This is a genomic window from Sulfobacillus thermotolerans, assembly GCF_039623705.1.
GTDB lineage: Bacteria > Bacillota > Sulfobacillia > Sulfobacillales > Sulfobacillaceae > Sulfobacillus > Sulfobacillus thermotolerans.
Window position 1 is genome coordinate 2391419 of sequence record NZ_CP133983.1, and the last position, 13851, is coordinate 2405269.

At 51.2% G+C, this 13851-nt stretch carries 13 protein-coding genes; 7 read left to right on the forward strand and 6 right to left on the reverse strand.

The window, feature by feature from the left end; translation table 11 throughout:
• The first annotated feature begins 6 nt into the window (after window positions 1–6).
• Together ORD20_RS12420 and ORD20_RS12425 are read left to right on the forward strand one after the other, a co-directional pair.
• Window positions 7–798, forward strand: coding sequence for an SDR family NAD(P)-dependent oxidoreductase (locus ORD20_RS12420; RefSeq protein ID WP_103374379.1), 792 nt, complete (start codon window positions 7–9; stop codon window positions 796–798).
• Between the two features lie 213 nt (window positions 799–1011).
• Window positions 1012–1179, forward strand: coding sequence for a hypothetical protein (locus ORD20_RS12425; protein ID WP_430626225.1), 168 nt, complete (start codon window positions 1012–1014; stop codon window positions 1177–1179).
• A gap of 8 nt (window positions 1180–1187) precedes the next feature.
• Here ORD20_RS12425 and ORD20_RS12430 read toward each other — a convergent pair whose 3' ends face one another.
• On the reverse strand, window positions 1188–2648 hold the full coding sequence (locus ORD20_RS12430; protein ID WP_103374377.1) for an MFS transporter: 1461 nt from the start codon (window positions 2646–2648) through the stop codon (window positions 1188–1190).
• A 543-nt stretch (window positions 2649–3191) separates the two neighbouring features.
• Between ORD20_RS12430 and ORD20_RS12435 the strand changes: the two genes are divergently transcribed.
• On the forward strand, window positions 3192–4544 hold the full coding sequence (locus ORD20_RS12435) for a prolyl oligopeptidase family serine peptidase (protein WP_430626226.1): 1353 nt from the start codon (window positions 3192–3194) through the stop codon (window positions 4542–4544).
• Here ORD20_RS12435 and ORD20_RS12440 read toward each other — a convergent pair.
• Window positions 4512–4667 carry a peptidylprolyl isomerase gene (locus tag ORD20_RS12440; protein ID WP_430626227.1) on the reverse strand — a complete coding sequence of 52 codons (156 nt, stop codon included), beginning with the start codon at window positions 4665–4667 and terminating at the stop codon, window positions 4512–4514. The genes ORD20_RS12435 and ORD20_RS12440 overlap by 33 nt on opposite strands.
• Window positions 4651–5466 carry a lipoate--protein ligase family protein gene (locus tag ORD20_RS12445; RefSeq protein WP_103374374.1) on the reverse strand — a complete coding sequence of 272 codons (816 nt, stop codon included), beginning with the start codon at window positions 5464–5466 and terminating at the stop codon, window positions 4651–4653. Before ORD20_RS12445 ends, ORD20_RS12440 begins: the two co-directional genes overlap by 17 nt.
• A 156-nt stretch (window positions 5467–5622) precedes the next feature.
• Between ORD20_RS12445 and ORD20_RS12450 the strand changes: the two genes are divergently transcribed.
• Both ORD20_RS12450 and ORD20_RS12455 read left to right on the forward strand, forming a co-directional pair.
• The gene (locus ORD20_RS12450) at window positions 5623–6063 is read left to right on the forward strand and encodes a DUF4149 domain-containing protein (protein WP_103374373.1); all 441 of its coding nucleotides are present in this window, start codon (window positions 5623–5625) and stop codon (window positions 6061–6063) included.
• Window positions 6064–6099: 36 nt separating this feature from the next.
• Window positions 6100–6801 (forward strand): NUDIX hydrolase, encoded by a 702-nt coding sequence (locus tag ORD20_RS12455; protein WP_103374372.1) that lies wholly within the window; start codon window positions 6100–6102, stop codon window positions 6799–6801.
• On the opposite strand, the gene ORD20_RS12460 is transcribed toward ORD20_RS12455, so the two are convergent.
• Entirely contained in the window at window positions 6798–7976 is a 1179-nt protein-coding gene (locus tag ORD20_RS12460) for an LL-diaminopimelate aminotransferase (protein ID WP_103374371.1), read from the reverse strand. The two genes, ORD20_RS12455 and ORD20_RS12460, sit on opposite strands and share 4 nt — an antisense overlap.
• A gap of 490 nt (window positions 7977–8466) precedes the next feature.
• Here ORD20_RS12460 and dapA point away from each other — a divergent pair, with 490 nt between their 5' ends.
• A complete protein-coding gene (gene dapA, locus ORD20_RS12465; protein WP_103374370.1) occupies window positions 8467–9369 on the forward strand; it encodes a 4-hydroxy-tetrahydrodipicolinate synthase in 903 nt (300 codons plus the stop codon).
• A gap of 32 nt (window positions 9370–9401) precedes the next feature.
• Here dapA and asnB read toward each other — a convergent pair whose 3' ends face one another.
• Both asnB and moaA read right to left on the reverse strand, forming a co-directional pair.
• Window positions 9402–11246 carry an asparagine synthase (glutamine-hydrolyzing) gene (asnB, locus tag ORD20_RS12470; RefSeq protein ID WP_103374369.1) on the reverse strand — a complete coding sequence of 615 codons (1845 nt, stop codon included), beginning with the start codon at window positions 11244–11246 and terminating at the stop codon, window positions 9402–9404.
• Between the two features lie 143 nt (window positions 11247–11389).
• Complete coding sequence (gene moaA / locus ORD20_RS12475; RefSeq protein WP_173677061.1) at window positions 11390–12409, reverse strand: GTP 3',8-cyclase MoaA; 1020 nt, start codon at window positions 12407–12409, stop codon at window positions 11390–11392.
• 131 nt (window positions 12410–12540) lie between these two features.
• Between moaA and ORD20_RS12480 the strand changes: the two genes are divergently transcribed.
• Window positions 12541–13851 (forward strand): cytochrome ubiquinol oxidase subunit I, encoded by a 1311-nt coding sequence (locus tag ORD20_RS12480; RefSeq protein ID WP_430626722.1) that lies wholly within the window; start codon window positions 12541–12543, stop codon window positions 13849–13851.

The following is a 13851-nucleotide window of genomic DNA, read 5'->3' on the forward strand; positions in this document are numbered from 1 at the left end:
TGGACCATGGAACAGACCAATGACCGCGCAATTATTACGGGTGGCAGCCGCGGTATCGGTCGGGCTGTGGCTGAACAATTGGTGACCCGTGGGCACGATGTCCTTTTGGTGGCCCGCAATGCAGAGACTTTGGCTCAAAGCACGGTAGCGCTGAATGCGTTAGGGCCGGGTAAGGCGTGGTGGTTTGCCACCGATCTGACAGATCAGCCCACAGCGGCGGGTGAAGTGGTGGCTTACGCCGAGAGGGTTATGGAAGGAGTTCCAACGTTATTACTCAATGGGGCCGGAGGAGCCTCTATTACCGGTGCCCTTGATGCTTCGTGGACACTATGGCAACAGGACTTTTCCCTAAAATTCTGGGGGTATTTGGCGATGATGCGCGCTGTCTTGCCCAAAATGATGGAGAATCGGCGCGGGGTGATTGTTAATCTGGTAGGGGTAGCGGGCAAAGATCCCAATCCAACGCTCGCTGTGGCCAGTGCCGTGAATGGGGCTTTGCGCGCGGTGAGCAAGGTATTAGCGGACGAAGCGAAGAGTGCCCACGTCCGAGTGGTTAATGTCAATCCCGGAGCGACTGATACCGATTTGCTTGTAGAAATGGCGAGAGGAATTGCGGCCAGAACGCATAAAGATCCGGCCCAGGTTCTAGCTGAAATGCGCCAAGGGGCGCCCTTGGGCAGTCTTCCGACGGCATGGGATGTGGCGTCTTTAATTGTCTTTCTCATGTCGGATGCGGCAGGGTTTATCACGGGTACTAGTATCGACATTGATGGCGGTGCCCACAGGGGTCTTGCATAATCTCCGGGATAATCTCCCGACAGAATTCACAGAGTTCTACGGTATTGAGTGAGCCAAGGTGCTCACTCTTGTCGAAGTCTGTGGATATAATGGGGATAACGTTGTGAAAAAACTGTGGAAAGGAAAGTAAGAAAGGCAGGAAAAGCTCTGCGGTATGTGGAAGTTTACTGTGAATAACTTGAAACCTGTGGAATGAAATGGGAGGGTTTGATTGTGGATGATCGGTGTTCGGTTTGTGGATCAGAAGAAATGGTTACTACTGGACCTCTTGTCCGGCTGTACCCCCCTGGCATTCGGTTGCTGACAGAATCGCGGCGTAGTCGCCTTCAGGCACGCAAACGCTTAAAGCACCATAAAGCGAAAATGCTGCATGCGGATTAGGAGGCGGCTCAACGTGAGCCGCCTCGTCCGGGCATGCGGGGGTGCGGTGAGGTGTCTGGATTTACTGTGGTAACAAAGGCCAGGAACGAAAAGATGATGGCCACCCAGAATACCCCGTGAAATCCGAGCAGAAACCATGTACTGTAATGGGGATTTGTGTGCGATGGAGACGGTCCGATACCTATGAGGACCCAAATGAGAGATAAGGTTTCTGTGGCAAGGCCGACGCCAATGGCGCGGCCTAAATTTCTTTCCGTCGCCATTAGACTCGAGGCGAGTCCCGTATCGCGTTTTTGCACGGAATTTAAGATTGCCGCACTGTTCGGTGATGAGAAGAGGCCAGCAGCTATGCCTTGACCAGCGAGCAGCGCCCAGACCCACCATAACGGGGCATGGCCAGGAATAAGCGCTAAACCTAGGTTGACAACAGCAAAAATGGCCAGACCTAACCGGGCGGGCAATAGCACGCCGTATTTGTCCGCAAGGGTTCCTCCCCAAGGAGAGACAATGATCATGGTAAGGGCTTGAGGAAAAAGAGAGACTCCAATAACTCCGACGGATAGGTGCAGCTCGTCGCGGAGAAAAAACGGCAAGAGAAAAGCGGGAAACATCATTAAAATCCAGTAAAAAATACCGGCGATCATATTCATAGAGAAGGGCTTCACTTTAAACAGGCCCAGTGGTACTAATGGATGGTCGCCATGTGATTCAACCATGATGAATAAACCAAGGGCTATGGCGGCCAACACCATAAATAGCAATCCATACCAATTGTGCAAATTGGCGAGTCCAAATTGCAATAGTGATGTGGTGAACGCAAAGGCTAAAGCGCCTGGCCAATCAAATTTCTGACGTCTCAGGCTCTCGTCGCGTGGAAAGCGGGGAAGATACCGATACGATCCCCATAAGCCCCATAAACCAAAGGGAATGTTAATCCAAAAAATGCTTTGCCACCCGAATGCGGCCGTGAGCACACCACCTAAGGGAGGGCCAGCCAGGGTTCCAGCAGCCACGACAGACCCAATTAATCCGAGTGCTTTGCCTCGTTGATCGGGGGCGAAGATTAATGCGATGATCGCCATGACATTGGCCATAATGATGGCCCCTCCGAGCCCTTGAAATACGCGAGCTGTGACGAGCCATTGAAAGTTTGGCGACAAGGCGCATAAAAGAGATCCAGCAATAAAGGTGGCAGTTCCCACAATAAAGACTTCTCGGCGGCCAAGTCGGTCTGCAATTTGTCCCATAACGGGCAAAACGCCGGTAATAGTCAATAAATATGCAGTGACAACCCATTGCAAAGTACCGATGGGTAGGACAAATTGATGCTGCATGACGGGGAGTGCCACATTGACGACACTGGAATCGACATTAACCATAAAGGTACCGGTGGTGGCGGCGGCAAAGCTAAGCCATAGAGCTCGACCGGTCAATGGTTGTTGGCGTTTAGCATGTGATGAGACAGCCATGGGATCCTCCTTGTGTCACCTGTTCAATGACAGGATGCAACAAATACGGTGAAGTATGCCTTGACCATACTAAAAGTTACTTTACAATGCAACTGTCAGTATATTGAGCTGACTCCTTCGCTTTGTCGCGTTTTGAAAACTTGATACCATGGCGTAGGCACCAGATATGAACGATCGAATGATCTTTAGATCCAGGTCGTTGTCGGCAACGATTTAGGACCGACAAGGTGTAAAATGACAGGAGCGATTGGGGATTTTTGCAAAAAGTGTTTTTGAGGTGACCTGTTTGAAGGGACGTCGGGGGATCGGCTCAAAAATGGTTCATGACTCGTAGGTTTGAGATCTGTACGGGCCTCAACTAAGTAGGAGGGTTGGGATGGACAGCAGTGATCTTCTCTTATTGAAAACATGGGGACAGGCGGTAAGCGACCCACAAGGCCGGGTTTATATGGTGGAGTCGCATTTTGATGCAGAACAAAACCGTGTCTGTCACCAAATTATGAGAACCGAGCCGCTAGATGGCGGAGGGCTACCCGGGATGTCATGGTCATCACCGACCAGTATTATAAGCACGACGGGATGGGTTATTTCAATCATACGATTCAGCGGGTTGTGCTAGTTGACATGGATAGGCCCTATTTTGTGGTGTTAACGGCTGGAATTTCAAGTGCGTCGTGCCTGGCGTTTTCGAAAGACGGTTCTGACCTGTACTACCTGCAGCGTCCTCGTGACACGGCTGATAGCAATCCTGGGGTGCAGGATATCTTTCGTTGTCATGTCGACACGTTGACAACGGAACGCGTGACGGATTTATCGTTGGCCATCACCCGTCTTGTTGTCGCTGGTCCATCTCAGTTGGTCATTACGGCCGCGAATCCTAATGACTATGGCTATGGGAATGAAGAACTTTATGTGTGGGATCAGGATGAGCAGATCCTACGGCCGTTATCTCGTGAATTAGATCGGCCGGTTGGTGATCATAGTGTCACAGATGTGGCTGGGTTAGCTTGGGATAATCCGGTAGTTATGGCAAACGCCACAACGGTTATCATGAGTGTATCTAGCGAGGGATGCGTTCATTTGTGGGCGTTTAGTTTGGAGGGAGGTCCTCCTAAGGCGCTGACGCAGGGCGATAAGGTGATTTATAGCTTTGCGCGTCATCCACATGGAGTCGTCGTGCTCTCCGCGGATGATCGTTGCCCTTCAATTCTTTCACTGGTCGGTCAGAAATCGGGGATTGAGCCGATGCTGCGGGTGGCCATGCCCTGGCCTGCGTATCAATTGGCAGAACCACAGGCTCTTTCCGTAACGAGTGCGGACGGGACATCTGTCGCAGCATGGATGTTGTTGCCCGAAAATATTCAACAGAAAGTCCCAGCGGTGCTGGAGGTCCATGGCGGACCAATGGCCATGTATGGGCACCGATTCAATTTTGAGCTGCAGTGGCTGCGGGCGCAAGGATATGCGGTGATTTTTGGCAATCCTCGCGGCTCATTGGGGTATGGACAGGCTTATTGTCGTAGTATTGTGGGAGAATGGGGCGATAAAGATTATGCGGACGTAATGGCTATCATTGACGCGGCAATAGCCCATCCCTATGCATCGGTCATCGATGCGGGTCGTCTCGGGATCTTAGGTGGAAGTTACGGTGGGTTTATGGTCAACTGGGTGATTTCCCATACGAACCGGTTTCGGTGCGCGGTGACCATGCGCTCGGTTGTCAATCGATTCAGTGCGATGGGTACCAGTGATTTGGGCTGGTTACGGGTGCCCCAGTATGGAGACAAGCCATGGTGGGAGGATCCAGCGCCTTATTGGCAACAATCACCTTTACGGTATGCCTCGCAGATTGATACCCCCCTATTAATTGAACATCAGCTCAATGATTTTCGTTAAAGTTAGCCCGTCATAAAATCCCGATTGTGCGAGTTTTGCAAAGTTGGCGACCGTTCCTGGCGCTTCGTTGGGGTAGAGTTCGAGAATCATTGTCCCCTTATCCGTTTCAATAGTGGTATGCATCGCTTGTCTCCTTGTTTGTGATATCCGCGACCAACCGCCCGGTGACAAGATTGGCGGCCGTGTCCCATTCTTCAGGGGTAAAGGGCTGCCATGCTAGGTCGAAGGTTTGCGAGAACCCCTTGATCAAGGCATCGTGAACATCGTCGACGGACACCTTCTCAAATCCGGGCAGACGGTCTATCGCGGTGACGACAGAATCTCGCAATACTTGAGAGCTACCGGCACGTCGGTAAAATTCTTGGATCAGCGCCGTAGTGCGAACGGGATCTTGTTTGACTAGAATCATCCCAGAGACGAGGGCTGACCCGCCTCGAATCGCTTGGGCAATTCCCGAAATCTTTTGACCGTCTAACGTCACGAGGTCATAAGGACCCTCACAATACGACCCTTCCGCACGTCCAAAACGGCAAGCCACTCCGAATTGAGTAAGGGCGTCGATGACCGGCTGAGCCATAATACGGAAGTTTTGCTCCCACACCGTGAGATCACGGCACGGCATGGACACGGCAAAGCTTAGACACTGACGATCCAATAAGACAACAGAGCCGCCACCGACCCGCATAAATACAGGATATCCTTGTTCGGTTGCCCAACGGATAGCCTCATCGAGATGAGGTAGGCGCCGGTCTTTTGGACCGAGAAGAAGGTATGGGTTATGTTCCCGTATCATAACACCCCAACGCTGGGTACGGGCAGAATATTGTCCCATCACTTCGGCCAGCACGGGCGAGCGTTGAAAGAGAATGGGATCTAGTGTGGGGCGGATATCGATGAATCGCGCAGAGACTTTGTCGTGCATACCGTGTCCTTTCCCGTGTGCCGTATTTGGGGCTATCCTTGTTCATGGTACTTGAAACAAGCGGCGGGAGCAACAGGGCTTGCAAGAGGGATGGGTGGTATTGTGTTGTCCCCTTAGCATAATTTATTGTGAAAGCGGAGAACGGAGGCAAATACGATGACGCGCAATATTGGTCGCCTATTGTGGATGATGGGCACAGGCATTTGGTTAGGTACCATTCTCTTCTTTTCGCTGGTGGTGGCGGAGGCGGTATTCAAAGTGCTACCGATGGAGGATGCGGGAAAGCTCTTGGTGCAGATTTTTCCAGCCTATTACGGGATTGGTTTGTGGGCAGGCGGCGCAGCGTTAGTGGGTGCGTTGATTGTCGCGTGGTTTTCGTCACGGCGGATGGGATGGGTACTATTTGCTCAAGCTTTCATTTCTTGGATCTTGGTGTTGTATGCTAACAGCATGTTGCATGTCATGAATGAAATTCGCTCGACGTCGAGTGAATTTGCCCAACTTCATGGTGAATCGGTGATGATTAATACGGTGATTGGAATTTTACTGATTGTCGGGTTTATTATTGAGGTCTGGTTTGTTGGCGAATCAACTTAGAAAGGGGGAAGGCCTCTGAATCGGTGGTCGCAGTGGGTGCCGTGTGATGCATTAACGGTTGTGGTAGATCCGTTGCCTATGAAACTACCAAGGACCGTGCAAGGCCAGATTGACCAATTTTGGGCGGAACAAAAGAGGCGTCAACCCGGTTTGTTTCGGGGCTCTGTGCTCACTGTCACTCATATGGATCAGGGCAGTGCCCATCATTATCTCTACACAGCACTGACGGACTATGCGCATTTCTTATTCGCTCAGCGCTTAAACGTCGATGATCCGTATTATGTACGGGTTCTGTTTGCGGCGGCATGTGTCAGAACATCTGATCGCTCTCTCATTGTGGGGGTGATGGGCTCAGACACTGCGAGGCCGGGATGGATTCAAGCCATAGGAGGATCGGCGGATGCTCAAGATATTATGGATGGATTGTTCTTACCCATTGTTTCCGCCCGTCGCGAAGCGCGAGAAGAAATAGGCCTTGATGTTCCATACGAAGCGTGTGCGGTGAAAGGCTATACAGTCGACGAAGCAGGGCGCATTGCCATTGCGGTCGATATGGCCGTTATGGCCACGAGTCAGGAAATTCGCCGGCATTTTCGCCAATACGTTCAGCAGCCGAGCGCCGATCCCGAACTAGACGACGTGCTGGCTGTGCCATTAGGTCCTGAAGGAGTGGACTTATTGAACAACCAGCCGCGTCCTGTCGTCCGGTACTTGAAGACATTAGTCTCTGTGCTTTAGGCCGGCGGGTGGCTGCGGACGGCTTCGGCCATGCGCTCCATGCCTTCGCGCAGTCGAGGCGTGTCAATTGTTAGGGAGATACGGAGCCATCCTTGACCATGTGCGCCGTAAGCTTCACCTGGGGTTAACAGCACACCTGCTTCTTGGATAAAATAGGTAGTGGCTTCGGCCGCTGTCATACCGAATGGCGCTGGGAACCAGAGGTAAAATGTTGCAGCGGGAGTGGCTGCCGCAATTCCCATAGCATGGAGGGCACGAATGGCTATATCGCGCCGTTCCTGATAAAGTGCATTCATGTCGGCAAAAAAGGCCCTCGGATCTGATTGCAGCGCGGCTATTGCCGCATCTTGCACGGCTGTAAAGGGCCCGGAGTCTAGATTGCTCTTCAACGTTCCCAATGCGGCGACTGCCGATGAGTTGCCTACCGCGGCTGCAATACGCCAACCGGTCATGTTGAAGGGCTTAGACAAGGAATAAAATTCGATAGCAACGTCCTTCGCGCCCGGAATCTCGAGGACGGATGGTGCCTTGTAGCCATCAAAACCCATTTCTAAGTATGCCCCATCACTGCATAACAAAACGTCGTGCGTGCGGCAGAGATCGACGGCTTCTTGATAGAAATCGTAAGGAGCTACCGCTCCCGTGGGATTGTTGGGATAGTTGAGCCAAAGCATTTTGGCTCGCGCCCAGATATCCTCGGGAATGGCGCGTAAATCCGGAAGAAAGTGATTCTGTGCCGTGAGCGGCAATGGATAAGGTTTAGCTCCCGCTAAAATAGTTTGGGTATGGTAGACCGGGTATGCTGGGTCGGGAACTAAAACAATATCACCGGGTTCTGCCATCGCCCAAATCAGATGCGCTATGCCTTCTTTTGATCCGATAAGACCGACAACCTCATTGTGAGGATCAAGCTGGACCTGAAATCTTTGGTTATACCAGTCAGCAATGGCTTGGCGAAATTCTGGACTTCCCAAGTAATTGGGATAGCGATGCGTTTGCGGGTTGTCCACTGCGTGTTTTAAAGCCTCTACCGCAACAGGAATGGTGGGTTGAACCGGGTCACCAATGCCTAAGCTGATGATATCGCGACCTTTGGCCCGTTCCTGAGCTACAAGGTTGTCAAGTTCTAAAAATAAATACGGAGGAATCTGTTGCATTCGAGACGCCCATTGCATAAAGGGTTACCCTACCTTTCGTTTCATCGTAACAAAGTTATCGTTTGCCAAAGACAATACCCCGGAATCATTTCGGGGCTTTGTACCGGGACGAAGAGTGCCGTCGATTGACGCACCATGGAGTGTTGGAATGATGGTGCGGGTTACGGAATCATGTTGGCTACGACATCGTTTCATTTATGCCACAAGTGCGGCCAATCCGCAAACGCCAACGTATGCAATGACGGTGAATGATTATTTGACAAGATGCGTAAGAGGTGATATAGTCGAAAAAACTTTAACACACGGAAAGGGGAATTGCGATGACCGGATATTCAGAATCTGTCTGGTTGAGCAATTTCTTTGCGATTTCGTGTGTCTCTGCAGTCTCTGAAAAGTCGTGGAAGAAGCCGGGCGTTAAGACCTGGCCGGTTCGCGCGTAATTTTTCGCGCGTCCCGGCGTACCTGTCTAACTACCTATCCTATCCACACTTCTAAGGAGGCTAATTTTATGCTACCCCGTGTATTTACTGCGATGATAACCCCATTTAACACTGACGGTGATGTTGACTATGAAGAAGCAGGCACTATGGCCGCGTGGCTTGTGGCCCATGGAAGTGGTGGCCTGATTTTGTCCGGGACTACGGGCGAGTCGCCCGCCTTAACCGATACAGAGCGTATGAACTTATTACGGGCGGTTCGTGCGGCAGTGGGCAATGACGTGCCCCTATGGATGGGGACAGGAACCAACAACACGCGTCACAGTCGAGAGTTATCTTGGCAAGCAGCTGAAGCTGGAGCCGATGGCGTATTGCTAGTGTGTCCTTACTACAACAAACCGCCGCAGGAAGGACTAATCCGCCACTTTGTCGATATTGCCGATGGTCTTCCCGTTCCTGCTATGCTTTATAATATTCCGGGACGTACGGGCGTCAACCTCTTGCCACAAACGGCCCGCACGATTATTCAGGAATGTCCCAATGTAATCGCGATAAAAGAGGCGGCCGGCTCTCTTCCCCAAATGCAGGAATTGATTAACTTGTTATCTCCCGCCACGCATGTTTATGCAGGAGATGATGCCATGTACTATCCTGCTCTGACATTGGGGGCCTATGGCGTTGTGAGTGTGGCCTCGCACTTGGTGGGTTGCAAAATTCAAGAAATGACACAAGCTGTAGAACAAGGAGATTTGCATGAAGCTCGCCGCATCAATGGACTTCTGATGCCGCTCTTTCAGGAACTTTTTCGTTATACCAATCCAATCAGTGTGAAATGGGCGATGAATTATCTAGGATTCCACGCAGGTGATGTGCGGCTGCCATTGGCTACGCCTGGGGATCCACGGGCTTTTGATGAATTGCGTCTCTTAATCGATCAATTGGTGCCGCAAGCAACTTGGCCTCGTGCCTGTTAGCCGAGCGGCTAAGCAAAGCCGCTCGGTTCCGATTATGCCAGGTGTACACGATATTCTTTAAACCAATGATGGGCTTGAATGAGAAACGCAAACAGTTGGGCATTACCCATTAATTGACCAAACCAAGGAATTTGTTCGGCTTGAGGTCCTTGTCGCATCACCTCGCGGATTTTTGCGACATCAACAATGGCGTGAAGAGGCGAGCTTGGTTCGTGCAAGATTTCTTCGAGTTGGTCGCGCATTGCCGCAAAATAGGTGGGATTGGGTGTAGATGGGTAAGGACTTTTTTGGCGCCAAAGGACATCCTCAGCGAGCAGGCCCCGCATTGCCTGCCTCAAAATGACCTTCCGCTGCTCCCCTTCTGTTTTCATAGCCCATGGGACGTTCCACACATATTCCACCAACCGGTGGTCACAAAACGGTACGCGCACTTCCAGACCGACGGCCATCGTCATCCGGTCTTTACGGTCGAGCAACGTGGGGAGGAACCGTGTGAGTGTAAGATAACCGATTTCACGGATTCTTGCGGCGTAAGGGTCCTCGCCCTCCAGCCGAGGCACTTCTTGCAACGCTTCGCGGTACCGTTGATCGACGTAGGCAAAGGGTTGAATGTATTCTGTGAACTCTGGGGATAAAATGGCGACGCGGTCCTTTAAGCGCCGGGCCCATGGGAAGGTGTCTGCCGCTATGGCATCCGGATGATGAAACCAAGGATATCCTCCGAAGATTTCGTCAGCCGCTTCTCCCGATAGGCCTACCGTGGCCTCTTTTTTAATTTCGCGAGCGAAGACTAAGAGGGATGTATCCACGTCGGCCATGCCCGGCAAATCCCGAGCCCGCATGGCAGCCAGTAAATTTTGCACGAGGTCAGGGGTGTCTAGCACAACGCGGTGATGGCGTGTGTGTAGCGCCTCCGATACGCGCCTTGCCCACGGCGCATCCAAGTTGGTTTGAAATTTAGTGGGCTTGAAATGTTTCTCCATGTCCACAAAATCTATCGAATAGGTATTTAACGGACCCCGCCCTTCTTGCTGAAAAGTACGGGCGGCCAGTGCAGTGACGGCGCTTGAGTCGAGCCCTCCCGACAATAATGTGATGACGGGAACATCAGCAATCAGTTGGCGTTTCACGGTATCTTCTAAAATGTCACGGATGGTCTGTTGTGTGGTATGGAGATCGTCAGGATGTTCATGCGAGACGAGTTGCCAATATGACCGGATATTCAAGCCGCGGGCGTTAAAGATCAGAAATTGTCCTGCGGTAAGTTCTTGCACACCCTTAAACACGCCGTGCCCCGGGGTGTGCGCTGGTCCTAAGGCGAATATTTCTGCGAGCCCATCGCGACCTATCTCATGAGGCATCTCGGGATGGGCTAATATTGCCTTCATTTCCGAGCCAAAGAGAATTCCGTGGGGGGTCCTTGCAAAAAATAGCGGTTTTACCCCTAATCGATCCCGCGCCATGAATAAGGTCTGATCAACGGCGTCCCATATGGCGAACGCAAAAATGCCATTAAAATGTTGCAGGCAATCCGTTCCCCATGCGATGTACGCCGTGAGCAGGACTTCGGTATCTGATTCCGTGCGGAACTCGTAGCCGAGGCTTTGAAGCTCCCGACGCAGCTCGCGATAATTATAAAGTTCGCCATTATAGACAATGGTGAAGACTTTTCGCCCTTCTTTACGGGACATCGGCTGCATGCCACCTTCAGGGTCAATCACGATAAGTCTTCGGTGTCCCATGCCCGCGTGCTCTGTCACCCAGGTGCCGCTTCCATCTGGTCCACGGCAGGCCAAAGGAGATACCATGGCCTCCAATGATGATTGATGCTGGCGAATATCTTTGTTCCAGTCTATCCACCCTGCAATGCCGCACATAGAAAATCCCTCCTCAAGTTCAGTGCCCAATGCGCGACGCCGCGCCATCTGTGGGGCCAATCACGCAACTAAACTATGCGGCACTGGCTAGGGAGTGAGACGGATGTGGGGAGTAAGTAATGGAGGATTAAGCAATCCTCGGATTATCCTCCAATATGTGACATTTCCACTTTGGAGTGGGACGGTGTTGCGGTCGTCCGGTCGACCGAGTATTGATCATGGCGCTTGTTCCAAAGGCCCGTGAGCGCTTCTGCGACAATCTGATCGGTAAGCTTGGGATCGCGAAGGAGTGCACGGATGTCGTAACCGTCGTGACCAAATAGGCAGGTATAGAGGCGTCCTTCCGGGGATAGACGGATACGGCCGCAGGTGTGACAAAAGGGTTGACTGACAGAGGAAATAATGCCAAATTCCCCGCCGCCGTCTAAAAATCGAAAGCGGCGCGCGACTTCCCCTGGATGATGGGGAGCAATGGGTTCGAGGTCCCAATGGGTGGATAATTGGTGAAGGATTTCCTCGGCCGTCACAACATCTGTGAGGCGCCAACCATTGGTATTGCCAACGTCCATATATTCAATAAACCGCAAGATGTGCCCTGTAAATCGAAAATGACGTGCCATGGGAATAATAGCTGAGTCGGTCATGCCGCGTTTTACCACCATATTAATCTTAATAGGGCTGAGACCCGCGGCATGAGCTGCGTCAATCGCATCGAGCACGCGTTTGACAGGCACACCGACGTCATTCGTCCGACCAAAAGTCTCATCATCGAGCGCGTCCAGGCTGACCGTAATACGGTTGAGGCCTGCCTGTTTGAGCTTTATAGCTTTGTCTCGCGTCAAAAAATAGCCATTTGTCGTCATGGCCAGGTCGGTAATGCCAGGGATTTTGGCCAATTGTGCGACAAGGTGTTCAAGATTTTGCCGCAACAACGGCTCGCCGCCAGTGAGACGGATTTTTTTCACGCCGAGTGAGGCAAAAATGCTGACAATTCTTTCAATCTCATCAAACGTCAGCAGCTCGTGTTTAGGCAAGAACCGGAATTTAGCCCCGTAAACCTCTTTGGGCATGCAGTAAACGCATCGGAAATTGCATCGATCTGTGACGGATAGACGCAAGTCACGTAATGGTCGTTGTTTGCTATCGATAATAGCTGTCGGCATCTTGTCTCACCTGCTTTTTGCTTGATCGTTTCGAACACATGAAGCCCCTATGGACATAGAGCTATTATAGCCCATGTGGTACTTGCGGAAGCGTGGGCCAATTATGATTACTCCGGTTTTTCTTAACTTCCATTAAGGCCGAGGAATATAAAGTAGCTGTAAAATTTTGGATGAAAATTTACTTAGTTAATTTCGCTGTAGGCGTTGTGACAGGGATAATTCAAGAATTTCAATTCGGAACCAATTGGTCGCAGTTTTCTCGGTTTGTCGGTGATATTTTTGGCGCGCCTTTAGCTATTGAGGTCCTCATGGCCTTCTTCTTGGAGTCGACCTTCTTAGGCATTTGGATTTATGGATGGGACTATCTTTCTCCGCGACTCCATCTATTGTCGGTTTGGCTAACCTCGATTGCCTCGGTTATTTCAGCGTTTTGGATTTTAACGGCTAATTCGTTTATGCAAGAACCGGTGGGCTACATGGTGCGCCATGGGCGAGCCGAAATGGTCAACTTTTTCGCGCTTTTAGGAAATCCCCAATTGTGGCTAGAGTTTCCGCATACGGTATTCGGAGCAATGGCGTTAAGTTCCTTCTTTATGGCCTCTGTGAGTGCCTATCATCTCATCCGTCACACCAATGACGCCGTCTTTGACCCAAGCTACCGTTTGGCAATGACGAGCGCGCTAATATTTAGCGTACTGGTGTTTGTATTAGGGCATGAACAGGCGCAGCATTTAATTACTGCGCAGCCCATGAAAATGGCCGCGTCGGAAGCCTTATGGCATACGAGTCCCTTGCATGCTCCATGGACCGTTATTGGTTGGATTAACGTTGCAAGACATGCCACCCCGTTTGTTATTCAAATCCCTGACTTACTCAGCATCCTCGCCTACAACCGGTTTACGGGACGAGTGTTAGGGATTACTGAGCTCAATCATCTATATCAAAAGAAGTTTGGTATGGCCAGCTATATCCCGCCAGTCAACCCGACGTTTTGGAGTTTTCGCATCATGATTTTTGTGGGGACAGCCATGATGCTTATTGCCATGGTGGGCACATATATGATGGCTAAAAAAGTCCGTCCGCGGTGGTTTTTGGTATTAACGGAATGGACATTAATTTTGCCCTATATGGCGACCACGTCGGGATGGTTGATGACGGAGGTTGGTAGGCAGCCGTGGATTGTGTTTGGCTTGATGTTTACCGCTAAGGCTAACTCTCCGCTCGTGAGCCTAACAGAACTTTGGACAACCGTGATCGCGTTTGGTTTGGTGTATTTGAGTGTGGGAGCGGCAGCGGTCTATCTCTTTGTCCACATTATTCACGCGGGTCCTCAAACGGAAGAAGGTCAAGAAGCACGGCCCAAACCGCAGGAATCACTGTTTGTCACGGGACAAGAGCGGCATGCTCGTGGTCAAGACCCCATTGGTGGCGAATGGCATTAA

Coding starts and splice junctions, on each gene's coding strand:
- ORD20_RS12450 (WP_103374373.1), top strand. CDS start 5,623: ATGACGCGCAATATTGGTCGCCTATTGTGGATGATGGGCACAGGCATT.
- ORD20_RS12460 (WP_103374371.1), bottom strand. CDS start 7,976: ATGCAATGGGCGTCTCGAATGCAACAGATTCCTCCGTATTTATTTTTA.
- ORD20_RS12430 (WP_103374377.1), bottom strand. CDS start 2,648: ATGGCTGTCTCATCACATGCTAAACGCCAACAACCATTGACCGGTCGA.
- dapA (WP_103374370.1), top strand. CDS start 8,467: ATGCTACCCCGTGTATTTACTGCGATGATAACCCCATTTAACACTGAC.
- moaA (WP_173677061.1), bottom strand. CDS start 12,409: ATGCCGACAGCTATTATCGATAGCAAACAACGACCATTACGTGACTTG.
- ORD20_RS12445 (WP_103374374.1), bottom strand. CDS start 5,466: ATGCACGACAAAGTCTCTGCGCGATTCATCGATATCCGCCCCACACTA.
- ORD20_RS12420 (WP_103374379.1), top strand. CDS start 7: ATGGAACAGACCAATGACCGCGCAATTATTACGGGTGGCAGCCGCGGT.
- asnB (WP_103374369.1), bottom strand. CDS start 11,246: ATGTGCGGCATTGCAGGGTGGATAGACTGGAACAAAGATATTCGCCAG.
- ORD20_RS12440 (WP_430626227.1), bottom strand. CDS start 4,667: ATGCATACCACTATTGAAACGGATAAGGGGACAATGATTCTCGAACTC.
- ORD20_RS12435 (WP_430626226.1), top strand. CDS start 3,192: ATGGTCATCACCGACCAGTATTATAAGCACGACGGGATGGGTTATTTC.